This window comes from Leuconostoc carnosum (assembly GCF_007954525.1).
GTDB classification, from domain to species: domain Bacteria; phylum Bacillota; class Bacilli; order Lactobacillales; family Lactobacillaceae; genus Leuconostoc; species Leuconostoc carnosum.
The window spans coordinates 903,079-927,297 of sequence record NZ_CP042374.1 but is presented as its reverse complement, the minus strand read 5'-3'; the positions used below and the strand labels follow the sequence as shown (position 1 = coordinate 927,297).

The following is a 24,219-nucleotide window of genomic DNA, read 5'->3' as shown; positions in this document are numbered from 1 at the left end:
AAAATGGCTGATAATATAAAAACTACTATAAATAAAAATGATAGAAGATTGCCTTGGAATGAGCGCCTAAGTTATGGTGCAAGTGACTTTGCTTGCAGTTTTACATTTAGTTTAATTGGAACGTATTTAATGTATTTTTATACGGACGTTTTTGGTATCACAGCAGCAGCAGTTGGAACATTAATGTTAGTTGCACGTGTTATTGATGCATTAGACGGACCCTTCTGGGGTATTATGATTGATCATACACATACTAAGTGGGGTCGTAGTCGGCCATACTTACTGTGGTTTAACGCACCTTTTACGATTTTCACTATTCTATGTTTTACGACACCAGACTTACCAATGACTTGGAAAATCGTTTGGGCTTATGTCACATACATTGGAATTGATGTGTTGTATTCGGCTGTGAATATCCCCTTAACATCTATTCTACCAAGTATGACAACTAATTCTAATGAGCGTGTATTACTATCGACTATTCGTTCACTGTTTTCAAACTTTGGTGGAACATTAATATCTGTTATTGCTTTACCTCTTGTAACCTTATTTGGTGGTCCGAATAATCCTCGGCAAGGTTTCTTCTGGGTAGCTGTCATGGCAGCCTCAGTATTCTTTGTGATTTATCTGGTTGTCTTTTTCAATTTACGTGAGCACGTACAAACAAGACAATCTAAGAAAGCTTTACCTATTAAGACATCTCTAAAAGCACTGAAAAATAATTGGCCATGGGTGATTGTAGTTGGTTTAAACTTTATTTATTGGTTAGGTATGCAAACGAAAGGACAAGTTACTTTATATTTCTTTAAGTATAATTTGGATCGCCCTGGATTAGCTTCTCTTGCGCTATTTTTTAACGCGGTGGGATTAATATCGGTATTTTTAACACCAAAAGTTGTCACAGAATTTGGGAAGAAGAAAACGATACTGTTTGGCCTAGGGCTTAGTATTGCTGGACAATTGATATTAGGTGTTGGTGCACAATTTTTGAATATAACCACGGTAATTATTGGCACAATTGTTGGTAATTTTGGTAATGGTTTTGTTGGCGCCCTGATTGCGGTCCTTCTAGCAGATTCTGTTGACTATGGTGAGTGGAAAAATGGTGTTCGAGCTGAGGGTATTGTGACTTCTGCTTCTAGTTTCACAGCAAAGTTTGGTATGGGTATTGGTGGCGCGATTACTGGTTTGTTTCTATCATTAGGACATTATATGCCTAATAAAACACAAACACCAGCAGCTCTATTTAGTATCGAAGCGAACTATGTTTGGGTACCGCTGGTCGCATTAGTTATTTCCTTTATATTGATATTGTTTTACCGTTTGACACCTGAAAAGGAAACTGAAATGACCCGGTATATCAATGCCAAGCATGCTAGGGAAGATTTGGAAGATAGTATTTGAAGTATAAATAATTAGGAAGGTGGAAACATGGCTGAAGAAAAAATGAATATTGATCCTAATGAATTTGCAATGGCATTAGTAAGTAATGCCCAGCAAGCGGAAGATATATCGAATCAAAAGTTTATTAAGACGCAGTTGACGTTATATTTGGAAGCGTACTATATGATAGAAGATTTTAATCATTTAGAAGTGAATCAAGTAGAAAATATGAAACAACAGCAAATGTCTGACTTATTTGATAAAATGTTATCAGGAAGGTTTACGCCATAATAATTGTAAAAGTGCCGATTAGGCATTTTTTTTATGACATCATTAATTTAAAGAAGGTAATGGGAATTGGTGAATATGAATGATGTCGCTAGCTTAGCTGGTGTCTCTAGAGGATCTGTATCAAATTACATCAACGGTAAGAAAATCAAATTAGATACACAAGAAAAAATTAAAGAAGCAATTGCCGCGTTGAATTATATTCCCAATGCAACTGCGCGATCGTTGAAAACAAGCAAATCAAATTTTGTGGTATTTATTTTGCCAACTGTTAATTCGCCATTTTTCTCTGCATTAAGTTATCATATGCAGCAAGAATTACAGCGGTATGGTTATAAAATGATTTTATGTAATTCTAATAATCGGTCAGAAGAAGAAATCGAATATATACAAATGGCTAATACGCAAAAGGTGGCTGGGTTAATTACTATGTCATATGCTGAGGTGTCTAATTTGATTGCTACTGATATTCCACTTGTGTCCATAGAAAAACGAGTTTCAGATAAAGTGCCATTGGTTATAGCAGATAACTATGCTGGTGGTCAACTTGCTGCACATACTTTAAGTCAATCAGGAGCAAAACATTTGTTATTTGTATCCAAAAATCCTGTCAAAAATATTTCAACAATCCGAGAAAAAAGTTTTTTTGATTATTGCAACACACATGGTATGATTGCAGATCGCTTTATAGCGCGTGATATTCCAAATTTTGTTGATGATTTCCAGGAATTTATTTTGGCACATATCCAAGATCATCAGTTTGATTATGATGGTATTTTTTCAGACTCAGATGAATATGCTAGTGATTTTTATAATATACTTATCCGTGAAGGAATTAAAATTCCTAATCAAGTGCAAATCATCGGTTTTGATGGTGCGCGTGTTTACGCTAGACAGAAAATTAACCTGTCGTCTATTAAACAGCCTACTGATAAAATTGCAGAAAAAGCTGTTGAGAAACTATTATTACAATTTAATGGCGACAATAAAAATATATCCTTAGATGATCAAACATTTTTACCAGTATCTTTTGAACAAGGGATGACTACCCGAGTAATATTTTAGCGAAATGCTATCTCATTTTATTGATATAAACGGGGCACTTGTCAATCGATATTTAGATGGTAGGAGTATTTCGTTACCTATTGCGTAATTTAAAATGATAATTCTTAGTTACTATAAAAAGCCCGACCGTTTAGACACGTTATTATGTGTCTAAGCGGTCGGGCTTTTTGAATCAGTATCTTACGCTCAATTTAATGAAGGTAATCATCTGATTGGTTTACTATTTTAATGCTTTCTTCTTTTCAATGAAACTAATCCTAACGTAGCAATAGATACTATACCAGCAAGAATAGTGCTTGCTGAATTAGTACTTTGTCCCGTTTTAGGAAGAGCTTCTTTGTCTTGATTAGCATTACTATGAGTAACATGTTGCTTAGAAACAACTTGACCGGTTTGCTTATCCAGGTAGTTGATGGTACGAGTGATTGTTTGTGTCAAAGAATCCTTATCCGTACCTTCAGGCCACTTAGGACCATCAGGATTGTTCGGATCGATAGGGTCACCAGGGACTTGAGGTGTGTCAGGGGTTACCGGCACAGTCGAGTGATCGTAGTAGACATTGACATTGGCATTCTTATCACCAGGGTTAACAGTTTGTTCGTCAACGGTTGGGATAGAAGGGGCAGCATAACCTTGACCAGACAAGTCCGGAGAAGTGGTAGCAGCCCAGCTGTTGCCATCAGCATCACGCCAAGCAGCAGTAGCATCTTGTGTATCAGGGGTGCCATCAGCATTGGTGTCGTAACCGAGTAATTCACCAGATACCTTATCGATAATAGCGGTGCGGTTGTAAGTGACGTCTTGAGTGACTTGCTTAGAAACAACTTGACCGGTTTGCTTATCCAGGTAGTTGATGGTACGAGTGATTGTTTGTGTCAAAGAATCCTTATCCGTACCTTCAGGCCACTTAGGACCATCAGGATTGTTCGGATCGATAGGGTCACCAGGGACTTGAGGTGTGTCAGGGGTTACCGGCACAGTCGAGTGATCGTAGTAGACATTGACATTGGCATTCTTATCACCAGGGTTAACAGTTTGTTCGTCAACGGTTGGGATAGAAGGGGCAGCATAACCTTGACCAGACAAGTCCGGAGAAGTGGTAGCAGCCCAGCTGTTGCCATCAGCATCACGCCAAGCAGCAGTAGCATCTTGTGTATCAGGGGTGCCATCAGCATTGGTGTCGTAACCGAGTAATTCACCAGATACCTTATCGATAATAGCGGTGCGGTTGTAAGTGACGTCTTGAGTGACTTGCTTAGAAACAACTTGACCGGTTTGCTTATCCAGGTAGTTGATGGTACGAGTGATTGTTTGTGTCAAAGAATCCTTATCCGTACCTTCAGGCCACTTAGGACCATCAGGATTGTTCGGATCGATAGGGTCACCAGGGACTTGAGGTGTGTCAGGGGTTACCGGCACAGTCGAGTGTGTTAGATGAACTTCAAAGTGTTGTTCCACACCATCTTGGTCGTAAACAACACCATTGGTTGGATAATCATCTGAAACTAACTTATAGCCCTTACTTTCGTAATTACTAATAGTATCGGTAGTTCGGTAACTATCAGTTGAGTTGTAGTCGCCGGATAGGTCTTTAGATTCCAGAGTTTTACCGGTTATGTCGTCAATATAGGTAACATTAGCTGACTCTTTATTAACAGCATAAACGACTGTGTAGTCCAAATCACCAGAAGTTGAATCAACTGTTTTAGCAGTGGTTTGAGTCAAATCATTAGCTGGATCATCAGTTGAGATAACTGTGTGGTTGGTTACATCAGGGTTGGTAATAGCTGGAATTTCAGTCCAATCACCCTTAGTCCAATCACCAGTGGGAACACCGTTGTTGTCTAATGTTGGCTTTGTCGCTGTTGTTGAATAATAAGTGGTGGTTGACCCATCAACAGGATTGGTCACTGTCACAAAGTTAACTGGTGTCGCCTTTGCGTCGTTTGCGACAGTCTTACCAGTTTGGTCAACATAATGAACCGTCTCATTAACGGTCTTAGTATCAGAAATAGTGTAAGCAGGGGCATAAACGACTGTGTAGGTTATGTCACCAGAATTTGGGTCAACTGTCTTAGCAGTGGTTTGAGTCAAATCATTAGCTGGATCATCCGTTGAGATAACACTATAGTTAGGTACATCAGGATTGGCAATAGTCGCAAAAGTAGAGCTGTCACCCTTAGTCCAATCGCCGTCAGTAATTTCCTGAGTAGTAGTCTCTTTACCTGTTTCAGGATCTATTTTCGTTATAGCAACTATTGTGGGCGTTGTAGAAACGTCACCCTTCGAAGTCCAAGTAATTGGCGTTCCATCTTTATCTGTTGCAATAATAAATTTTATATTATCGGTATCAGTAGTTGAGTAATCAATACTCTTACCATCTTTATCTCTTATAATACTACCATCTTGATGAACGTAGTGAATTGTTTCGTTTACTATTTTGATTGGTACTTGCGTGTAAGAAATACTATTTTTATGATATGATGCTTTTGGTTTTTGCACAAAAGCTAATTCATCAGAATTCATATTTTTATTACTATGCCACCACCGTGCAGTCTTATTAATTGGTACAGCACCTAAATAAAGTGTTGGCTTATCAGTAGTGAAGTCGGTAAATGATACACCCTCTTTCAGAGCATATACATCTGGGTCATCATCATTGGCGTCATGGTAAACACCACTAATATTAGTATATGCTTGACCTTCTGGGGCATTATTTGCGACATCAGATCCAGAAATGTTTCCTAAACCGATAGTTGATCCAGCTGCAATTACAGCTGTTTTGGCATCATTTGTTTGAACATACTCGCGTCTATTTATGTCCCAATTATCCCATTGCGTAGGACTATCAGGCCCAGTGTATGGAGATGAACTTAAAGAACCGCTTAAGAAGTAGACCTTCGGATCGTCATTAGTCCCTGTCATTTTAGAAATTGGTACTATCTGTCCTGAATCACTATAGGTAAACCAAAAAGTAGTTTGCCAATTGACATTAAACATTTCGACGTTGTCGATAGCATTACTGCTGATTCTTACCTTAGGTGTACCCTGTTCTTTATAATTTGACGTATCAGTCCAATTCCCGTTTTGACGTTGAAAATCATGGAATGTTTCAGTCAAATCAACAGTTCTCTCTACAAGTTTGCCATCATTATTTCTAACGGTAATGGTACCTGCTTTGGTCCACTTTTTTGTAATTGTCGCCCCAATGACTTGATCTCCTGAGTATTCCCAGATTTTTGTACTGGTTTTTGTGTTATTATCACCTTTTTTGGGATCATTTCCAGAATAAGTATCTGTTGGTTTGATAGTGCCTGTAGGTGCAGTTTCATCAGCTGGTTTACTCTGATCTAAGGCCAATGCCTGTGCATTTCCAGATGTTGCAATTTGGGTTTTGCCATCTGCATTTTGATGCTTACCAGCATTTAACGCTTTTTCATAATCTGCTTGTTGTTTTTTAGCATCAGTTAAATCGGCGATTTGTTTATCATAATCAATACTATCTGACTTTTGTGCATCTTTAACTTGAGTATTGGTATCAGCATTTCCCATGCCTTGAATATCTGTTTTTTGAGCAGATTTGGTATCTTCTGTAACTGTAACACCGGCATCTTTAGTTTCTTGTACAGCTTTATCCAAATTTTGATTAGGCACAGATTTATCAATAGTTGTAGAACTAGTTTGATTATCAATTTTACCCCCCTGAGACGAGACGCTTAGATCAGATGGTTTATCAGAAGGACTCACTGCCTTAGTTTCTGATGGTTTATCAGACTTCGCGCTGTCAACCTTTGTACTTGACGATGGTATGCTACTAGTGGTCGATACCTTCTCATCAGCATTAACTTTATCTATAGTAAAAAAGTTACTACCAATAAATACAGTAGCTAAAGTGAGACCGGCAACAACCCACTGTTTACCATCTTTATACATTTTAAAATGTGATCTTCGTTCTTGCATTGACACTATTCCCCGTTTTCATGTTAGTTACATTTCGTTTACATTTTAAGGATAGCATTGTATAATTTCTTTGTCATTCCAAAAAAGGTATATTTATATCAAAAAAGGCATAATTTAATAAAATAGAACGGTGGGGGATAGTAATGGATGTGAATAGTACATTGGTAGATATTGTGAATATGCTTGGGGTGGAGTGTTATATAGCGACGCTGGATACACGCCGAGTAATCAAAATTTCTGATTCGGGTTGTCGTGGTACGACAGAAATTAACAAACTAGTAGATTTTTCTTTAAAACATCAATACTCATTAATTAACGTCAAAAATCATTATGCTGTTTTAGTTCAACTTAATATCAACGAAATGTGCGTCTTAATACCAGATTGTGACAGTAATCGTAATCTTGAAATGGATATGAATGTTACATCTATCATTTTTAATATTAAACGTATTTGCCGTATTATCTTTGAAGTTTATAATCAAACGCCTGCACCCAGTGCAGAACTTCACATTGAAACCCCGGCTATTACCAAAAACTTTTTGACGCATGATCAAGCTGTTCAAGAAATTAATGAAATCAAACAACTAAATGACCAACTTCTTAAAACATTTTTAAATCATGATGAGGTAGCGTATAAGATAGTATGTGCAGAAATTATCAGTAACTCATACATTGTATCCGAACTTCAAAACGTGGATAAAGCTCGAATGTTGATGCATGAATATGTATTTTTACTTATCCGTGGTGCTGTGTGTCAGGGGTATCCAGCTACAGAATTAGGAGTTATTAAAAAAAGATTATATTCGTTGATTACTAAATTGGATGATACCATTAATTTACGATACATGTTGAATCAATTATTTTTAAATATATATACTATTATATTTGGCATCAGAAAAACAGTTAATAAGACCACAATGATTAAAAAGTATATCGATTATAATATTAGTGGGAGTGTTAAGTTGGCTGATATCAGTTTAGCTACAGGTATACATATTAAAAAGCTTAATATTATTTTTAAAAAAGCTTTTGCAACAACGATACATCAGTATGTGAGAGATAAAAAATTAAGTATTGCAAAGAATTTATTGATAGAAACTGAGTTATCAATACAAGACATTGTTGATATAGTAGGATTTAGTGATAAAAGTCATTTTATCACTAGTTTTAAGAAAAGTGCTGGTATGACACCACAAAAGTTTCGTCAAGAAATTCATTTTTAATTGAGTGCATCGCTATAGTGTAGTGGGTGATTTAGGTGAAGTAGAGTACAAGATTCTTTATTTTATTGATGTTAAATCAACAGTAAAAACCCCAAGTTGTATGTTAATTAAACTTGGGGCTTTTACTGTTATGATTAAATATACAATAAATCTCATGTGAGTAACTGAATAAGAAGTAACGATTATTTTTTATTTATTGCTTGCTAATTGAACCTCTTTAGCAGCGTGCCTAATTCTATGTTCTTCGGCAATGGCCACAAAGATTAACAAAATAGCAGCTACAACAAGTGCGGCATACATGACGATAAATGTTGATTGCCAGCCATGCAAAACAGTGCCAAATACGTGTAATCCTTTTGCTGTTGGATCAGCAATATAACCCAAACCAACTTTAGCCAACGAGTCACCGAACAAATAAGCGAATGTGCCTGTTAGTCCATTAGAAACTGACAGTGCTTGCTTTGGTACAAACCCAACAACGGATACACCAATTAATAATTGTGGACCAAATACTAACCAACCCATAATAAACAATGCTATAAACAGTGCTGTTTCAGTATGCGCGACTGTGTACATATGGAGAACAAAGAATTGTAAAAAGATTGAAATCAGAGCCACCATGATACGACGTCCCTTTAACAAATCAGAAATCCAGCCCCAAGACAATGATCCCACCAGTGCACCCATTTCAAAATAGAAGATGGTTGCCACGGCAGCGCCATTATTCATATGTAATGCTTGGACGGAATAAAGAGGTGCCCAGTTATCAATACCAATACGCACAATATACACGAACACATTAGCAACAGCTAACAGCCAAACCCATGGGTTTTTAAGCACAAATTGTTTTAAAATCTCGCCTTTTGACATAGTGGCTGCTTGTCGATCTTCAACAGATTGCGGCTCATTGAATATAATTGGAGCCGGATCCCATCCCAATTCTTCTGGTTCATCATGTCCGATAAACAAACCAGCAATACCAATTATAAATACAATAACAGCTGGGAAAATAAACATACCAGCAACATTACCACCAAAAAGATGATTAGCACCCCAAAGTGCTAGTATACCAGCAATTCCACCACCAATATTGTGGGAAGTATTCCAAAAACCTAGCCAGCGACCACGTTTTGTTTGTGGTGTCCAACGGGATATCGTTGAGTATGAAGCTGGACCACCTGGTGACTGGAACAAACCGTTTAGTCCCCACAAAGCTAACAAAATACCTGTGGTTGCGTTGTTTGTTAATAAGGCAATACCGAACAGTAATGATAGAAATGCGGAAACCATTAGAAAAGCAGAAATCATACGTTTTGCATTTTGACCATCAACGAAAGCGGACATTAATGTTTTACCAATACCATATGTAATTGAGAATGCTAATCCAATAACACCCATTTGTGTGGTTGTAATCACACCATTTTCTACCAATAGTGGTGTAGCTGCTTTGATATTGTTGCGGACAAGATACATACCCAAATAAATGAAAAAAACGACACCAAATGTTTTAATGAACTGACCAAACCAAGCTTTTCGTTCGTCTGTGACTGAAATGTTGATTCGATTTGGATGATGTAGTGCAAAAAAATTCTTCATTTTAATCAATCTCCTTATTGGTAATTAATAAATTCTCTCTATGAAGATATGAGTGCCTTAATATATTATTATCAAATGCACCTAATAGGCTATTTGTTTTTAAACAGTAAGCGCTTACAAGGACATTCTATCATTATTTTATATTCTGTCAATAATCATTAAATATATTTAAAATTTGCTAACTAAGATATAGTCATATTGCAATAATTTGGATTTAGTATTTTTACCAAAAAACTATAATTTACAGCTTAATAAGAGAAAAAATTGTTAGATTGACCAACATAACTGTGTTTACATTATTTTAAAGATATGATAACATTCGTTTTAGAACGGGAGAGGTTCTGATGACGAGAAAACTATTTTGTGAAATATCACCGTTAACATATAAAATATCATACGAAGCGCACATTTTGAAACGTAAGATGGCTGATTCATGGAAAACTAATTTAGCAAGTAAAAAATCAGAAGATAAATTACCCTACTTAGTTTTTAGTCATCAGTCCTTGATGAGACGTGGATTAAGGAAAGTCCCAGTACCTGTTGAAGAGGCGAAAGTTGCTAATTTGCATATTGCGGTGCCTAAGGTTGACCGTATTTTGATTAGGCCTGGTGAAACTTTTTCATTTTGGAATTTAGTTGGCAGATGTACGGAGAAAAATGGTTATCAAATGGGGTTAATGGTAGCCAATGATGGACAATTAAAAAAAGGTACAGGCGGCGGATTGTGCCAATTTAGTAATTTGATTCATTGGATGGTCTTACATACATCATTGGATGTTGTAGAAAAATATCATCATGAGCAGATTGATATGTTTCCAGATTCGAATCGTGAAGTACCATTTGGAAGTGGTACTTCAATTGTGTACAATTATCTTGATTATCGGTTTAAAAACAACACCACTACGACTTATCAGTTAGTAACATATGTCGGAGACACTTATCTACATGGACAGATATATGCATCTGAACCTCAAAAGGACACGTATGAGGTGGAAAATGTTGGTGAACGATTTATAAAAGAAAATGGTCAGATTTATCGATGTGGTAAAATTTATCAGTATCACTATGATGAAAATGGGGATATTGTAGAAGAGAAGTTAATAAAAACCAATCATGCACGAGTTTCTTATGACACCAGTAATTTAGAAGTTATTCAAAAGTAACAAGAACACCTAGTTAATTAAGACGTAAGCACTGTAGCTAGTATTAGACACCAAAATAATGGCGTTACACTTTTGGTATTCAGAAAGTGTAACGCCATTATTTGTATTTTTTGGTAAAATATTTTAGTTGCTACGAAGAGACCTTTCAATGGTTATTAAGTATATTTAAAGTTAGTCAACTAAAACATCAGTGTTTCTTGCATATGAATTATTAATACCGTTTCATTATCAAGTATACAAAATATTGAATACTAATAAAAGTTAAATATAAAATCAAAATGATTAACAAATTATATTTTGAAATAATTTTCTAGAAAAACAGCAACGCCATCCTGCTTATTGCTTTTCGTAACGTTGTTGGCCACATTTTTAATAGTGGGAATGGCGTTGTCCATAGCCACTGCTACTCTTGCCAAGGAAAGCATAGAATAATCATTGGCTTCATCACCAAAAGCCATTAAATTATCAGCCGATAGAGACAGATTTTTCAGAAGTTTTGATAAAGCGATTCCTTTGCTAACACCATATGGGACAAACTCTAATAGTGTTCTTCTTGATCGGACAAAAGTTATGTTTTTAGTCAGTATGGGTGTATGTTGGAGGATGTTTTCTAAATAGTTGAGGTTCATTTCTTCAGCACAAACCACAAACTTATTAAACGTTAGATCTTTAGGTAATTCTGACAACTTTTTTTCGGAATAAGGGAGAAGAGAACCTATAAGGTTAACATAGCCAGATTGTCCAAAATTTTTAATAGAATAGACCTGATCTGAGGTAACAATATCAACAGATAAATGAATATTGTGTATTAGATTGAATACTTCGTTAACATCTGAGAGATTAAAGTGGTTATCTAAAATGTTTTTACTACTATGAATATTTTTAACTACTGCGCCATTAAAGAGAATGACATAATCATCAGGTTTATCAAGACCGAGTTGGCTAATAAAAGGGGTAACATTTGGTAATGGCCGACCGGTAGTGAGGACTATAATTTTACCACTAGAATGTAATTTTCTGAGGATATTAGTATTTCTTGCAGATAATGTTCTATCAGGCATCAGTAACGTGTTATCCATATCTAAAGCAATCATTTTTATGTCATTTTTCATCTTGTACTCCCTCCAGAGGAGTAATTTCTTCTATCACGGTTCTCAGACGATCAAATTCACTTTCTTTTAACTCACTATCAATTAAAAAAGTGGGTTGTTTAGTACTAATTTCAGTAGATTCAGTAATGATTAAATCAAAATTATTAATATCATTTAGTAATGTTTCGGAATTATTAAGTGCGCGAATGGAGAGTTCGCAAGGGACATTGCTATATTTTTGAATAATCGTTTTAAATAAGTTTTGACTATATATTGGTAATGATGTAATCATCAGGATTTTTAATTTTACAATTTTTTGATGAGATAAACTGAAATTATAGAATATCATTGCAAGAATGCTTATTTGGTCTGGTAGTAACCCAAAAGGAAATAAATGATTATACAGAGGATAATCATTCATTTTTTTTAGAGATTCAGTGACATAGTTTTCAAAAATGGGTTCGTGATATAAATATTCATAGACAGTAATATTTTGGTATCGGACAGAGTACCAAAATGGTTTCAATTGAGTCTGTATTTCTCGGGTCAGAATGCCTCGTTCTGAACTATTACCCTTAATGTGAGAAATAGCCATAAATGAATCAACAATGTGCTCACTTAATATTAATAAATCTTGAAATGAATGCGAACTAAAGTGATCATCTTGTTCTTTTGTAATGCTAAGAAGCTGAAGAGTTAAAAAGAGTTGCACAGGTTTTACTATGTGAATGGAGAAGTTAGTTTCGGCAACCAAGGAAAAGTCACAGATAATATTGTGCTCCTTACGTTTTGTAAATGATTCAATGTCAGAAGGATTAAATAGTTTCGCTTCGGAAATCGGACAACGGGCAGCGTACAGTGAGGCGATAACAGAAAAAATAGTCAATGTTAATGCATTTGAAATTGATATTCGTTTCTCGAGAAGATCTTTGTACATATTTTTTAATTTTTCACTTACTAATAAAAATTTTGAATAACTAATGCCATTGTCTAGGCTGTTGAGAAAACAATTTAGAGGGATATTATGACTTTGTAGAAGGACTAGGCTATTATAGGCGTGTACTAATGAATCGTATAAGGTCTCCTTAAATTCAAATCCTGTTTTTTTAGAAAAGTCAGGTTTGAATTTTTTTCTTTTTTTTAAATCTGCTATGTCACGTAATACGGTGTTTCTAGAAACACCAAATAATGATTGAAATGATGATAAAGTCCACTTTTTAAGTGGTAAAGCGATGCAAATATCTATAATGAGTTGCCGTTCGTAGGAGTTAATATATTCACCAGAGGGATCATGTAATAATTTACTGTTTAAGACTGAAATTTGACTTTCAGTAATTCTTGTATTTGGTACAAGAAAAGGCTGATTAGATGATCGCAAATCAGAGTTGGCTATTTGAAGTAGATAATAAATTTTTCGGCTAGATAAATTGAGCCGACTGGATACAGTTTGAACGTTAGGTAGTATTCTTTGGGTAGAGATGTAACTGATAAACTTTGCATAGTTGATGTTGGATAATTGCATCTTTAATTGATCCTTTCCTACTATATTATCTTAGGGAATTCTTGTCTATATTTATTGTACAACGTAGGCGAGAGGGTATACAGTCTCATTAAAACGATATTTTTGTGGAGTAATGGGACTGTTATTTTTTTTAATCGTGTTTGATAATGTACTTGTAACAGAAAATGTAAGCGCATACATTTCAATAAACAAGGTTTTTAGAAAGGGTTAGAATAATGGCAAAAGCAAAAAATATTCAGGAAGCAACACGTGATAACTGGATTCAAAACACATTTCCAGAGTGGGGTACATGGTTAAATGAAGAGATTGAGCAGTCAACAGTCCCAGAGAATAATTTTCGGATGTGGTGGTTAGCCAACAATGGTGTTTGGTTGAAGACGCATGAAGATACTAATATTTTAGTTGATTTATGGAATGGCACAGGAAAACAGTCACATGGATCTGGTCTAATGAAAAAAGGGCATCAAATGATGCGTATGAGTGGTGTACAAAAAATGCAACCCAATTTACGCTTACAACCATTTGTTATTGATCCTTATGCAGTAAAAAATGTGGATGCATTATTGGTGACACATATTCATTCTGATCATTTAGATATTAATACGGCAGCAGCCGTATTGCAAAATAGTGGTCCAGAAACAAAGTTCATTGGTCCACAAGCTGTGGTTGATATTTGGGAAAGTTGGGGAGTTCCATCTGATCGTACAATTGTTGTTCATCCAGGTGATGAAGTCACAGTAAAGTCAGTGACAATTAAAGCACTGGAAGCATTTGATCGAACAGCTCTACTGACAGTAGAACCAGAAGTTGAAATTGAAGGCTCTTTACCACAGGATATGAACGAAATAGCGGTTAATTATCTATTTAAGACATCAGGTGGTAACTTGTACCATGCGGCTGATTCGCATATGTCAAACATGTTTGCTAAACATGGAAATGAAAATAAGGTAGATGTTGAAATTATTAACTATGGAGAGAATCCCCGTGGTATTACTGATAAGGTAACATCGATTGATGTATTGCGATCTGCCGAAGATTTAAAGGCAAAGGTTGTTATCCCAGTTCATTATGATATTTGGTCTAATTTTGATGCAGACCCACAAGAAATTGTAAAAATTTGGGAAATGAAGAAGGATACACTGAATTATACTTTCCACCCGTTTGTATGGAAAGTAGGTGGGAGTTATACATTTCCACAAGACAAAGATAAAATCCAGTATCATTATGATCGTGGATTTTCCGATGTTTTTTCAACGGACAATGATGTACCATTCCCATCATTCCTCTAAGGAGAAATAAAATGACAATGCTAAAATATTTTCATGATAATGATTTAGTAAGAATTTATGATGAAACGCCTCAAGATTGGCGTGAAGCACTACGAACGGCTAGTAGTAACTTAAAAGATAAAGGTATTATCACCGAGGACTATGTCAATGAGATTATTAAAAATGTTGAGACAAATGGGGCATATATTGTAATTGTTCCAGGTGTTGTGATGCCACATGCCTTAGCTACCGGACCGGGTGTTTTAGGTACAGGTATCGGTTTTGCTAAATTTAGCGAACCAGTATCATTCGAAAAAGGCAACCCTGAAAAGCAAGGGAAACTATTTTTTACGCTTGCTGCTAAAGATGAGGCACAACATTTGGAAAATATTCAAAATTTGATGGAATTATTAATGACTGATGGCATGATTGAGTCGTTGTCTGAAATCACAGCGTTAGAAGATTTTGTTCAAGTCATGAATCAATTTGAGAGTATCCCTGCAAAATAATGAGGAGAGAATGATGAATAGTATATTCGCAGGAATATTAAAGATTTGGGAATTTTTTGCAAATAATATTTTGACACAACCAGCTTATATGATTGGATTTATTGTGTTAATAGGTTATATGTTACAAAAAAAGCCATGGTATGACAGCTTAGCCGGTTTTTTGAAAGCAACAATTGGTTATATGATTCTTATAGTAGGATCAAATGGGTTGGTCACTAGTTTTCGTCCCATATTAGCCGGGTTAAAGGATCGCTTTCATCTTACAGCAACAGTAATTGATCCGTATTTTGGTCAAAACGCGGTTACAGATGGGTTAGAAAAAACATTTGGCCGTTCTTTCGGGGATGTGATGATTCTATTATTAATCGCGTTTGTTTTCAACATCTTGTTAGTGCGCTTTTCAAAGTATACAAAATTACGTGCAGTATTTACTACTGGAAACGTTCAAGTACAACAGGCAGCAACAGCATTTTGGATTTTGCTTTTTGCAATTCCTAGTTTGGGTCGTATTGAAGTTTTGTTAGTTATGGGTGTTTTGTTGGGATTGTATTGGGCAGTTGGATCAAATATGACGATTAAGCCTATACAGCAACTCACTGATGGGGGTGGTTTTGCAATTGCTCATCAGCAAATGTTTGGTATCGCATTAGTTGCTTGGATTTCGGACAAAATGAAGCAGTCTACTAATAAAAAAGGAAATAAGTCAGTAAAGCGTTTGGAAGACATTACTCTACCTGGTTTTTTGAGAATTTTTAACGAAAACATGGTAGCAACAGCTATTCTAATGTTTCTTTTCTTCGGTATTATTATGTTTGTTTTGGGAGAAAGTTATTTCCATCAATTATTTATTACAAGTAATGGTGTTTCTGGGTTAGCCAAAGGAGCAAGTTTCTTCTTCTACATTTTGACAACATCACTTGGATTTGCAGTCAATTTAGCTATTTTGCAACTAGGTGTTCGCACCTTCGTGGGTGAATTAACGGAGAGCTTCACGGGAATAAGTGATACAATTTTGCCTAATTCTGTTCCTGGAATTGATGTCGCGGCTACATTTGCATTTGGTGAGCAAAATGCAGTAACTATAGGATTCTTATTTGGTGCGTTAGGCCAGTTTTTGGCTATTGGTGCATTGATGATCTTCCACTCGCCAACAATTATTATTGCCGGATTTATTCCTCTTTTCTTTGATAATGCTGTCTTTGGGGTCATTGCTAATAATCGTGCAGGTGCTAAAGCAGCCATGATATTACCATTTTTATCCGGCATAATTCAAGTGATTGGTGCTGCTTTAATTTCCACTTGGATCGGTATGTCAAAGTTTGGTGGCTATTTGGGAATGTTCGATTGGGACACAGTTTGGCCGGTATTTACAGTTATTCTAAAATACTTAGGTTACTTTGGTGTCATTATTGTAGCTGGAATACTTCTCTTAATTCCTCAGTTAGAGTATCGTAAAGACCCTAAGAACTATTTTTTAATGGTGGATGACTATGATGCTTATAAAAAAAATAAGGGAATTGAATAAAGTTAATTTTAATTGAAAAAGAAGAAAACAAAAAGGAGATAGGTTATGAATATTTTAGTATCTTGCGCAAATGGATCGGGCACTAGTTTGATGATGATGAAAAGTGTTGAAAAATCAATGAAAAAGCTTGGAATTCCCGTAACTAAGATTAATCATACAAGTATTGCAGAAGGTAAATCAACGGCTACTCAGTACGATGCTGTTTTCACACCTCTGAACTTTGTTAATATGTTCGAAGATGCAGCAAAAAAAGGGGTTACAGTAGTCGGTGTCAGAAATGTTATGAGTGATAAAGAGATTACACAACGAATTATTGATGAAACAGATTTCGAAACTAAATATAAAAAGTGAGGATATGAAAATGACAAAACCTAATTTGCAAATTGCTTTAGATCAAAATACACTAGCAGATGCTGCACGAATTGCTCATTTGGCAGGATCAATTGTTGATATTGTAGAAGTTGGTACAATCTTAGAATTACAAGCAGGACAGCAAGCTATCAAAGTTCTGAGAGAGATGTTTCCAGATAAAATTATTGCTTCAGATACCAAGTGTGCTGATGCAGGATCAACAGTGGCGCAAAATTCTAAAGATGCTGGCGCTGACTTAATGACTGTGATTGATTCAGCGACCATTGCAACAATGAAATCAGCTAAGTCAGTGTTAGATGGTATCCAAGTTGAGTTATATTCAGCATGGACTTGGGATTTAGCCGAACAATGGCAAGCAATTGGAATTGAACAGGTAATTTACCATCAAAGTCGTGATGCATTACTTGCTGGAGAAGTCTGGGGGAAAAAAGATTTAGATATTGTGAAACGCTTTATTGACATGGGATTCAAGGTTTCAGTTACAGGTGGATTAAATCTAGATACAATTAAATTATTCAAAGATGTTCCAGTATACACATTTATTGCTGGCCGCGCGATTACAGGGCAAAAAGATCCTGCAACAGCAGCACAAGCCTTCCAAGATGAGATCAAAAAGTATTGGGCATAAATATGGCAAAGTTGGGAATTAACGAAAAATCTTTACCCTTCGAAATGTCATGGATGAACAAATTAAAACTTGCTAAAGAGCAAGGATTCTCATTCGTAGAAATGTCAATTGACGAAACAGATACACGTATTAGTCGGTTAGATTGGGATAGGGATCAGAGATTTAATTTAGTCAAAGATATCTATGAAACAGGTATACCAATTGACACAATGATGTTATCAGCGCTTAGAAAATTTCCTCTTGGTTCGGAGAATAAAGATATATACACTCAAGCATACAATATTTGCAAGAAAGCGATTATTTTAGCCAAAGATTTAGGAATTAGAAATATTCAAATTGCTGGATATGATGAGTACTATGGTACCAAGACAGTGCTTACTGCTGAAAATTTTATTGAAAACTTACAACGAGTGGTGGACTTTGCGGCAGCAAATCAAGTCATGATTTCGATTGAAACAATGGATGATTACTTTATTAATTCTATTGCCAAAGTAAAAAAAATTAAACAATCTATTGTATCTCCTTGGTTACAAGCATATCCTGACTTAGGCAATATTTCAGCCTGGCCTGATAATATTCCGGGACAAGACTTAATGGATGGGCTAGATAGTATTATTTCAATTCATGTCAAGGATACCTTGTCTGTTACAGAAAATACACCAGGAAAATTTAAAAATGTTCCCTTTGGTACGGGTGATGTTGAGTTTTTGGGACTGTTTAAAACATTAAAGCGTTTAGCTTATCAAGGAACATTCACAATCGAAATGTGGTCAGAGAATGAAAATGACTGTCTCGACAGAATTATATATGCTCACGATTTTGTGGTTGGTTTACTAATGCAATCTGGAATTTCAATAGAGGAATAATTATGTTAGAAGAATTAAAAAAAGAAGTTTATAGTGCTAATATGTCATTACCTAAATTAGGGTTAGTTACATTTACATGGGGAAATGTATCAGGTATTGATCGCGAAAAAGGTTTGTTTGTAATAAAGCCTTCTGGTGTGGAATATGATCAACTAAAGCCCTCTGATATGGTAGTTGTTAATCTAGATGGTGATGTTGTAGAAGGGGAATTGAATCCATCCAGCGATACACCTACACATGCCTATCTTTATCGCCATTTTAAAAATATCGGTGGTATTACGCATACGCACTCTCCTTGGGGAGTATCCTTTGCAGCGGCAAAAATGGATATTCCAGCTGTGAGCACGACTCACGCTGATACTTTCTATGGTGATATACCATGTGTACCAGCTTTAAATGAAGAACAAATCCGTTCAGCGTATGAATTGAATACAGGGAAGGTCATCGTATCAGAATTCAAGCGGCGAGGGATTGATCCGGATTCAGTACCAGCTGCGTTGGTCAGTCAACATGGTCCTTTTACATGGGGGAAGACACCAGGAAATTCAGTATATAATGCTAAGGTATTGGAAGTTTCAGCAGAGATTAGCTACCATGCATTACAGTCGACACGATCTGAAATACATGTTCCGCAATATTTGTTAGATAAACACTATTATCGTAAACATGGTGACAATGCTTATTATGGTCAAAAATCACCGAACGAAATGAAACAAACTATAGATGTTTAGAAATAATTTATAGTAGCTATTAGATATAAATTGAAAAAGAAAAAGCAGAGGTTATTAAAAAATAAACATCCTGGCTAGTTACATACTAGCCAGGATGTTTATTTTCCAGACATTCGGGTGTAATGGTCATTTTTTTAAACCCTAGCCTAGTTAAGTGTTGTTAATCGATTTAGTTATTCTTTCTTAGTATCAGTGAGTAAAGAGTGGTAGTTGTTTCTTATTTTGTTTGTATACGTTGTATAGTATCACGGCATTTAGTATCATACCGAAAGATGCCAATGCCTTGTTTACTAGCGGCATAGTTGGATCTAACAAAACATGCATCCCCACAATTATAAATAATAGCGCTACCATTTTTTTAACTTTAAATGTCATATGGGTCCCCCAAGTGTCTTATTGATTTTTTTATATGGATAAAGGTATCAAATCTAACTCGTAAACTATATTTATTGTAGCATAGCGGTTATGAAATACAAAATTATCTTGGTATCCGTAAGATGGATAACTATTGACTATGTAAGCGCTTGCATTATTAGAATATTAATGTTATACTTTAGACATAGGTTAGGAGAAGTCCTAATAACAATTATAATTGTTGAAGTTATCGTCAAAGATAACGTGAATGGATCTCTTACGATCTAGGAACAACCTGCTCGGTGTTTAAATTAACAAAACGATAGGTAGCTTAAGATACTTAGGCGGTTTGTAGTTTGAACGAGATGACAATAGTATGCTTGGTGAGAGCCCAAGGTGTTGTTGTTTGAGAGAGGGTTGTTTTTTAGTGTTTGTGTAGGATGAGCATGTCGCAATAAGTCTTTGGTCACAAGCGATAATATGTTATAGAACTGATTAATCTTTTTTGTCAATATAGCATTTAAGCAATTTTTTTGAAAGTTGATTGCTAGCTACTGTGTTATTGTTCTTAACAGCGCTAGACTTCCTGTACAGTATGGGTTTCTTCCTTTGATCAACCAAAGATTTGGAACTGATACCGTTGGCTATTAAAATAACAGATGCGTTATAATGAGTATTTACGAGTAGCTTTATACCTGACAATCACGGTATACTATTAGTATCAATAAGAATCAGAAAGGTATCAGACGATGAGTGAACAAACAACAACGACGTTTGAGACATTGTCAGACATTCTTAAACATCTTGATATTAGTAAGGCGACCTATTATAGACGTGCAAAGGCTTGGAATATTAATCCCAGCCAGCGTAAATTTACCAAAGAAGATCTTAACAATCTTGAATCTATGCCTGATAATTTTGATAATGCCCAGTCTGATAATGAATCAGAAAGTATTAAGGCTTTATCAGAACAACTTAAGACTAAGGATGATCAAATTGAACGTCTTCATAAATTATTAGATCAGCAACAATCATTGTCATTAGATTTACAACGTAAATTAGATGTCAAAGATCAGCAATATCTGGAAGTCTCAGACACGTCTCAATATGTATCAGAAATTGATGAACTACAGGAGCAGCTGCAAGAAGAAAAAAATAAAGGGCTTTTTGCTAAACTATTTGGTAAGTAGTCGCAACTGGCATAGTTACTGCCATTATAGGCTTATTGACATATTATGCTACTAATAAGTGCGCACTTTATCATTGCTGGTTGCTCATTTTCGTACGCTAATTGCTACCAATTTGTAAGATACTGTTTAATAATGATTTCAAATACATTTAGGAGAAAAATTATGGAGATACAGTTTCCGTCACAATTGAAGAAGTTTCGTATTGCATTAGGTATGTCGCAGGAGGATTTAGCTGAAAAGCTTTTTATTTCTCGTCAAGCAGTTTCCCGTTGGGAGTCTGGTGATGCAACACCGGATATGACTAATCTGATTAAGTTAGCTGAGATACTTGATTGTTCATTGGATACACTTGTGTTAGGTATTGAACCTCAAAAAGATAACATAGACGATAAAATTGATCATAGTGAATTTGTATTTGACCCACGTAATGGGGAATATACACGTAGGCGTCGTGGAAATATGAATTTTTGGGAATTTGCAGCCAGCTATTGGTGGCTTATTTTTCCAATCGGTGGCTTTCTTTTTGGTTTGATTATTGAGATTATAAAGGCGCTTAAATAATGTTTGGATTGAAAATGTAAATAGCTAAAATGAATTTAAGCAAATTATGTGTAGAATGACTTGCTAATCAAATGACACGAACCGTATCATACGTAATTTTTCTATGTGATACGATTCGTGGCTAGTTTTTTCAATAAACTATTCTCATAATATTTAATAGAGGTATTTCAATTGGACATTGGCGATAGAATTAAAGAGCAACGTTTAAATAGGTCTTGGACACAAGAAAAGTTAGCTAGTAGCCTTAATGTTTCACGTTCTGCTGTTTCAGGTTGGGAGGTTGGACGCAATTATCCTGATTTGGAGACCATTGTATTGATCAGTGATCTCTTTGAGATATCTCTTGATAAATTATTAAGAGAGGATACTTCAATGGTTAAAGAAACAAGCAAACGCACCAAACGTTTTAAATTTTATCAGATTACTTTGATTATTTTAAGTTTACTTGTAGTCTCATACATAGGATACAATCAAAAATTAAGGCATGATGAACACACTTATAGAGCGAATCTTAAGTCACATGGTTGGTTGATGGATAATAATGATGGGCATTCAGATGGTAATGCCTATACAATTGAACAGGAGGGTATCAATTATTGGACTTACATTATGCCAACTGGTTGGATTGGATTTCCCTTAACAGAAAACAAGGTTAATGTTATTGTTAGAGATAAACACCTGGTAGTTGACATTAAAGATGATAAAAATTTTGAAGCAATTATATCTAAAAGTAATGATAAGAATGTCACTTTTAGTGCATCAGTCACAATAGACAAAAATGCTAATTTTCTTCATTCAAATGAAACGTTATCTTCAAATAAGAAACATAAAATAAAGCGTTATCTATTGCAGTATAAAGATAATTACCAGCAAATGATCGATCGTGGCACAATTAAAAGAGCACAAATTATTTCTAAAACTAAATAATTTGTGCTTTTTTTTATGCGAGTAATATTAATTGAAAAATATATTAAACTCAAATTTTTGTTCAATCAAGGGTTGACAATTCCTTTTTAGTAAACCATAATTATAAAATAGTTTACTAAAAAGGAAAAGAACATGTCAACAAAAGCTACTTCATTATCCGCTATTACACTAGCAATCATTATTGTTTTGGGATTCATACCGGGAATACCAATTGGTATTCTTCCTGTACCAATCGTTATCCAAAACTTGGGCATCATGCTGGCAGGCGTCATATTAGGGCGTCGATATGGATTTTATACGGTGGTCATATTTTTGTTAATGATTGCCGTAGGGATACCGGTATTAACCGGTGGTCAGGGCGGTTTTGCACATTTAATTGGTCCAACTGCAGGATATCTATATAGTTACGCTATTGCTGCCTTTTTTATTGGGTGGGTAACAGAACACTTACGTGTGAAAGGTCAATTGAATTTTGTGACGTTACTATTTACAATAGTTATTTTTGGTATTTTACTCATTAATTTTGGTGGGGCTATTGGCTTGATTATCCAAACGCATATGTCAGTGAAGACGGCATTAGTGGGACAAATAGCCTTTATTCCTGGGGATATTATTAAAGCTATTCTGGCAACGATAATTGGATTGGTGCTAGCGCGTCAAAAGCTGTTATTATGATTAAAGGTATTGGTTTAGATGATGAAGGGCGGTGTCGTCATTGGCATAGTTTTCACGATGTTGTTGCCAATCGTTGTGCGCAATGTGATGAATTTTATGCATGTTATCAGTGTCACGATGCTATGGTAACGCATCATTTCTGTCCCATGCCTCTAACTGATGAGCGGGTAGCTGTGTTGTGTGGTGCATGTCATTTTGGCATGACAGGACAAATGTATCTGAAGGCAAATTACTATTGCCCGAAATGTCATCATCCTTTCAACAATCAGTGTGCGCGCCACATTGAAATTTATTTTTCGTAGGATAAAAAACATGAAAACAGATGAACGATTATTACAATTTTTTGCCAAACATGAAGGTGAATATTTAAGTGGTGAAACTTTAGCACAAACCTTAAATATTAGTCGTGCTGCTGTATGGAAAGTCATCCAAAAATTAATTGACCAAGGGCATCGTATCGATAGTCAACACCGTGTTGGTTATCGATACCAAGCTGGGCAAATATTAAGTGCACCAATTATTGCGGAATTAGCAAAATCTAATTGGAAAATTAGGGTTTTAGATAGTGTTAACTCGACTAACACCTATGCGAAAGAAACTTTAGCACATGATGATATAACAGAACCAACCATGATTATTGCTGATTATCAAACTGATGGTCGCGGGCGTTTGGGTCGTACGTTTATTGCACCACCGGAAACGGGGTTATATATTTCCTTTGCTTTACCATTACCAATCGGGGCGGCAGTTATACCAGGACTATTGACGACAGGCACGGCTGTTGCAGTTTCTAGAGCGATCCAAAAAACACTAGGCATTCAACTAGATTTTAAATGGGTTAATGATTTATTATTTAAAGGACGTAAAGTTGGCGGAATTTTGACTGAAGCAGTGATGGATTTTGAAAGTCAGCAGGTTTCAGCTTTGGTTGTAGGTATTGGCTTGAATTTATTACGTCCTGAAAACTTAACGGGCGCTTTGGTGAACAAAATTGGCGGCATGGTGGAGACTTTAACGGTATCACGGAATATTATTGCTGCCAACGTGCTTGATGAATTTGTCACATTCTACGATGCCTACACTACCGGATCATTTTTACCCGAGTATCGTGAGCGTAATATTGTTATTGGGCAAGAAGTTACTATTAAATATGGGCGAGAGTTATTAACTGGCATAGCTAAAGATATTGGTACAGAAGGTCAATTGCTTTTGGATGTTGGGGATAAAGTGATTACCGTGAATTCTGGGGAAGTCACGAAAGTGAATCTACCACCGAATATTTACTGTGGTTAATTTTGTTGTTCAACTAGTATAAATTGGAG

The 24,219-nt window shown here is 35.7% G+C and carries 22 protein-coding genes; 17 read left to right on the top strand and 5 right to left on the bottom strand.

The window, feature by feature from the left end; translation table 11 throughout:
• The first annotated feature begins 3 nt into the window (after positions 1 to 3).
• The 3 genes from FGL89_RS04605 to FGL89_RS04595 all read left to right on the top strand — a co-directional run bounded on the left by FGL89_RS04605 (position 4) and on the right by FGL89_RS04595 (position 2,736).
• A complete protein-coding gene (locus tag FGL89_RS04605) occupies positions 4 to 1,404 on the top strand; it encodes a glycoside-pentoside-hexuronide (GPH):cation symporter (RefSeq protein WP_014973590.1) in 1,401 nt (466 codons plus the stop codon).
• 27 nt (positions 1,405 to 1,431) lie between these two features.
• Positions 1,432 to 1,674: a hypothetical protein gene (locus FGL89_RS04600; protein ID WP_014973591.1), complete on the top strand. Its 243-nt coding sequence runs from the start codon at positions 1,432 to 1,434 to the stop codon at positions 1,672 to 1,674.
• Between the two features lie 75 nt (positions 1,675 to 1,749).
• Positions 1,750 to 2,736 (top strand): LacI family DNA-binding transcriptional regulator, encoded by a 987-nt coding sequence (locus FGL89_RS04595; protein ID WP_014973592.1) that lies wholly within the window; start codon positions 1,750 to 1,752, stop codon positions 2,734 to 2,736.
• Between the two features lie 225 nt (positions 2,737 to 2,961).
• Here the strand turns inward: FGL89_RS04595 and FGL89_RS04590 are convergent, their stop codons facing one another.
• Positions 2,962 to 6,696, bottom strand: a complete 3,735-nt coding sequence (locus FGL89_RS04590) for a mucin-binding protein (RefSeq protein WP_147000486.1) — start codon at positions 6,694 to 6,696, stop codon at positions 2,962 to 2,964.
• A 143-nt stretch (positions 6,697 to 6,839) separates the two neighbouring features.
• Here FGL89_RS04590 and FGL89_RS04585 point away from each other — a divergent pair, with 143 nt between their 5' ends.
• Positions 6,840 to 7,919, top strand: a complete 1,080-nt coding sequence (locus FGL89_RS04585) for a helix-turn-helix domain-containing protein (protein WP_014973594.1) — start codon at positions 6,840 to 6,842, stop codon at positions 7,917 to 7,919.
• A 189-nt stretch (positions 7,920 to 8,108) separates the two neighbouring features.
• Here FGL89_RS04585 and uhpT read toward each other — a convergent pair whose 3' ends face one another.
• Complete coding sequence (gene uhpT / locus FGL89_RS04580; RefSeq protein WP_014973595.1) at positions 8,109 to 9,515, bottom strand: hexose-6-phosphate:phosphate antiporter UhpT; 1,407 nt, start codon at positions 9,513 to 9,515, stop codon at positions 8,109 to 8,111.
• A 344-nt stretch (positions 9,516 to 9,859) separates the two neighbouring features.
• Between uhpT and FGL89_RS04575 the strand changes: the two genes are divergently transcribed.
• Positions 9,860 to 10,678, top strand: a complete 819-nt coding sequence (locus FGL89_RS04575) for a VanW family protein (protein ID WP_014973596.1) — start codon at positions 9,860 to 9,862, stop codon at positions 10,676 to 10,678.
• A gap of 290 nt (positions 10,679 to 10,968) precedes the next feature.
• Here FGL89_RS04575 and FGL89_RS04570 read toward each other — a convergent pair whose 3' ends face one another.
• Both FGL89_RS04570 and FGL89_RS04565 read right to left on the bottom strand, forming a co-directional pair.
• On the bottom strand, positions 10,969 to 11,790 hold the full coding sequence (locus tag FGL89_RS04570) for a Cof-type HAD-IIB family hydrolase (protein WP_014973597.1): 822 nt from the start codon (positions 11,788 to 11,790) through the stop codon (positions 10,969 to 10,971).
• Positions 11,780 to 13,291: a BglG family transcription antiterminator gene (locus FGL89_RS04565; protein WP_014973598.1), complete on the bottom strand. Its 1,512-nt coding sequence runs from the start codon at positions 13,289 to 13,291 to the stop codon at positions 11,780 to 11,782. The genes FGL89_RS04570 and FGL89_RS04565 overlap by 11 nt, the downstream gene beginning before the upstream one ends.
• A 215-nt stretch (positions 13,292 to 13,506) precedes the next feature.
• Here FGL89_RS04565 and ulaG point away from each other — a divergent pair, with 215 nt between their 5' ends.
• The 7 genes from ulaG to FGL89_RS04530 are packed head-to-tail and all read left to right on the top strand — an operon-like array spanning position 13,507 to position 19,190.
• On the top strand, positions 13,507 to 14,580 hold the full coding sequence (ulaG, locus tag FGL89_RS04560) for an L-ascorbate 6-phosphate lactonase (RefSeq protein ID WP_014973599.1): 1,074 nt from the start codon (positions 13,507 to 13,509) through the stop codon (positions 14,578 to 14,580).
• An 11-nt stretch (positions 14,581 to 14,591) separates the two neighbouring features.
• Complete coding sequence (locus FGL89_RS04555) at positions 14,592 to 15,068, top strand: PTS sugar transporter subunit IIA (protein WP_014973600.1); 477 nt, start codon at positions 14,592 to 14,594, stop codon at positions 15,066 to 15,068.
• 13 nt (positions 15,069 to 15,081) lie between these two features.
• On the top strand, positions 15,082 to 16,593 hold the full coding sequence (locus FGL89_RS04550) for a PTS ascorbate transporter subunit IIC (RefSeq protein WP_014973601.1): 1,512 nt from the start codon (positions 15,082 to 15,084) through the stop codon (positions 16,591 to 16,593).
• A 45-nt stretch (positions 16,594 to 16,638) separates the two neighbouring features.
• Complete coding sequence (locus tag FGL89_RS04545; protein WP_014973602.1) at positions 16,639 to 16,944, top strand: PTS sugar transporter subunit IIB; 306 nt, start codon at positions 16,639 to 16,641, stop codon at positions 16,942 to 16,944.
• A gap of 10 nt (positions 16,945 to 16,954) precedes the next feature.
• A complete protein-coding gene (locus FGL89_RS04540) occupies positions 16,955 to 17,593 on the top strand; it encodes a 3-keto-L-gulonate-6-phosphate decarboxylase UlaD (protein ID WP_014973603.1) in 639 nt (212 codons plus the stop codon).
• 2 nt (positions 17,594 to 17,595) lie between these two features.
• Positions 17,596 to 18,459 (top strand): L-ribulose-5-phosphate 3-epimerase, encoded by an 864-nt coding sequence (locus FGL89_RS04535; RefSeq protein WP_041773112.1) that lies wholly within the window; start codon positions 17,596 to 17,598, stop codon positions 18,457 to 18,459.
• A 2-nt stretch (positions 18,460 to 18,461) separates the two neighbouring features.
• Positions 18,462 to 19,190 carry an L-ribulose-5-phosphate 4-epimerase gene (locus FGL89_RS04530; protein WP_014973605.1) on the top strand — a complete coding sequence of 243 codons (729 nt, stop codon included), beginning with the start codon at positions 18,462 to 18,464 and terminating at the stop codon, positions 19,188 to 19,190.
• A gap of 189 nt (positions 19,191 to 19,379) precedes the next feature.
• Here FGL89_RS04530 and FGL89_RS04525 read toward each other — a convergent pair whose 3' ends face one another.
• Positions 19,380 to 19,565, bottom strand: coding sequence for a hypothetical protein (locus FGL89_RS04525; protein ID WP_014973606.1), 186 nt, complete (start codon positions 19,563 to 19,565; stop codon positions 19,380 to 19,382).
• Between the two features lie 728 nt (positions 19,566 to 20,293).
• Between FGL89_RS04525 and FGL89_RS04520 the strand changes: the two genes are divergently transcribed.
• The 5 genes from FGL89_RS04520 to FGL89_RS04495 all read left to right on the top strand — a co-directional run bounded on the left by FGL89_RS04520 (position 20,294) and on the right by FGL89_RS04495 (position 24,190).
• Positions 20,294 to 20,734, top strand: a complete 441-nt coding sequence (locus FGL89_RS04520) for a DUF536 domain-containing protein (RefSeq protein WP_014973607.1) — start codon at positions 20,294 to 20,296, stop codon at positions 20,732 to 20,734.
• 162 nt (positions 20,735 to 20,896) lie between these two features.
• Positions 20,897 to 21,295: a helix-turn-helix domain-containing protein gene (locus FGL89_RS04515; RefSeq protein ID WP_014973608.1), complete on the top strand. Its 399-nt coding sequence runs from the start codon at positions 20,897 to 20,899 to the stop codon at positions 21,293 to 21,295.
• A gap of 171 nt (positions 21,296 to 21,466) precedes the next feature.
• A complete protein-coding gene (locus tag FGL89_RS04510) occupies positions 21,467 to 22,222 on the top strand; it encodes a helix-turn-helix domain-containing protein (protein WP_014973609.1) in 756 nt (251 codons plus the stop codon).
• A gap of 132 nt (positions 22,223 to 22,354) precedes the next feature.
• Positions 22,355 to 22,897, top strand: a complete 543-nt coding sequence (locus tag FGL89_RS04505; RefSeq protein WP_014973610.1) for a biotin transporter BioY — start codon at positions 22,355 to 22,357, stop codon at positions 22,895 to 22,897.
• 312 nt (positions 22,898 to 23,209) lie between these two features.
• Complete coding sequence (locus tag FGL89_RS04495; protein WP_014973612.1) at positions 23,210 to 24,190, top strand: biotin--[acetyl-CoA-carboxylase] ligase; 981 nt, start codon at positions 23,210 to 23,212, stop codon at positions 24,188 to 24,190.
• Positions 24,191 to 24,219: the final 29 nt, after the last annotated feature.

Excerpts from the sequence above, each read along its gene's own strand:
- FGL89_RS04605 (WP_014973590.1), top strand. The coding sequence starts at position 4 with ATGGCTGATAATATAAAAACTACTATAAATAAAAATGATAGAAGATTG.
- FGL89_RS04600 (WP_014973591.1), top strand. The coding sequence starts at position 1,432 with ATGGCTGAAGAAAAAATGAATATTGATCCTAATGAATTTGCAATGGCA.
- FGL89_RS04595 (WP_014973592.1), top strand. The coding sequence starts at position 1,750 with ATGAATGATGTCGCTAGCTTAGCTGGTGTCTCTAGAGGATCTGTATCA.
- FGL89_RS04590 (WP_147000486.1), bottom strand. The coding sequence starts at position 6,696 with ATGCAAGAACGAAGATCACATTTTAAAATGTATAAAGATGGTAAACAG.
- FGL89_RS04585 (WP_014973594.1), top strand. The coding sequence starts at position 6,840 with ATGGATGTGAATAGTACATTGGTAGATATTGTGAATATGCTTGGGGTG.
- uhpT (WP_014973595.1), bottom strand. The coding sequence starts at position 9,515 with ATGAAGAATTTTTTTGCACTACATCATCCAAATCGAATCAACATTTCA.
- FGL89_RS04575 (WP_014973596.1), top strand. The coding sequence starts at position 9,860 with ATGACGAGAAAACTATTTTGTGAAATATCACCGTTAACATATAAAATA.
- FGL89_RS04570 (WP_014973597.1), bottom strand. The coding sequence starts at position 11,790 with ATGAAAAATGACATAAAAATGATTGCTTTAGATATGGATAACACGTTA.
- FGL89_RS04565 (WP_014973598.1), bottom strand. The coding sequence starts at position 13,291 with ATGCAATTATCCAACATCAACTATGCAAAGTTTATCAGTTACATCTCT.
- ulaG (WP_014973599.1), top strand. The coding sequence starts at position 13,507 with ATGGCAAAAGCAAAAAATATTCAGGAAGCAACACGTGATAACTGGATT.
- FGL89_RS04555 (WP_014973600.1), top strand. The coding sequence starts at position 14,592 with ATGACAATGCTAAAATATTTTCATGATAATGATTTAGTAAGAATTTAT.
- FGL89_RS04550 (WP_014973601.1), top strand. The coding sequence starts at position 15,082 with ATGAATAGTATATTCGCAGGAATATTAAAGATTTGGGAATTTTTTGCA.
- FGL89_RS04545 (WP_014973602.1), top strand. The coding sequence starts at position 16,639 with ATGAATATTTTAGTATCTTGCGCAAATGGATCGGGCACTAGTTTGATG.
- FGL89_RS04540 (WP_014973603.1), top strand. The coding sequence starts at position 16,955 with ATGACAAAACCTAATTTGCAAATTGCTTTAGATCAAAATACACTAGCA.
- FGL89_RS04535 (WP_041773112.1), top strand. The coding sequence starts at position 17,596 with ATGGCAAAGTTGGGAATTAACGAAAAATCTTTACCCTTCGAAATGTCA.
- FGL89_RS04530 (WP_014973605.1), top strand. The coding sequence starts at position 18,462 with ATGTTAGAAGAATTAAAAAAAGAAGTTTATAGTGCTAATATGTCATTA.
- FGL89_RS04525 (WP_014973606.1), bottom strand. The coding sequence starts at position 19,565 with ATGACATTTAAAGTTAAAAAAATGGTAGCGCTATTATTTATAATTGTG.
- FGL89_RS04520 (WP_014973607.1), top strand. The coding sequence starts at position 20,294 with ATGAGTGAACAAACAACAACGACGTTTGAGACATTGTCAGACATTCTT.
- FGL89_RS04515 (WP_014973608.1), top strand. The coding sequence starts at position 20,897 with ATGGAGATACAGTTTCCGTCACAATTGAAGAAGTTTCGTATTGCATTA.
- FGL89_RS04505 (WP_014973610.1), top strand. The coding sequence starts at position 22,355 with ATGTCAACAAAAGCTACTTCATTATCCGCTATTACACTAGCAATCATT.
- FGL89_RS04495 (WP_014973612.1), top strand. The coding sequence starts at position 23,210 with ATGAAAACAGATGAACGATTATTACAATTTTTTGCCAAACATGAAGGT.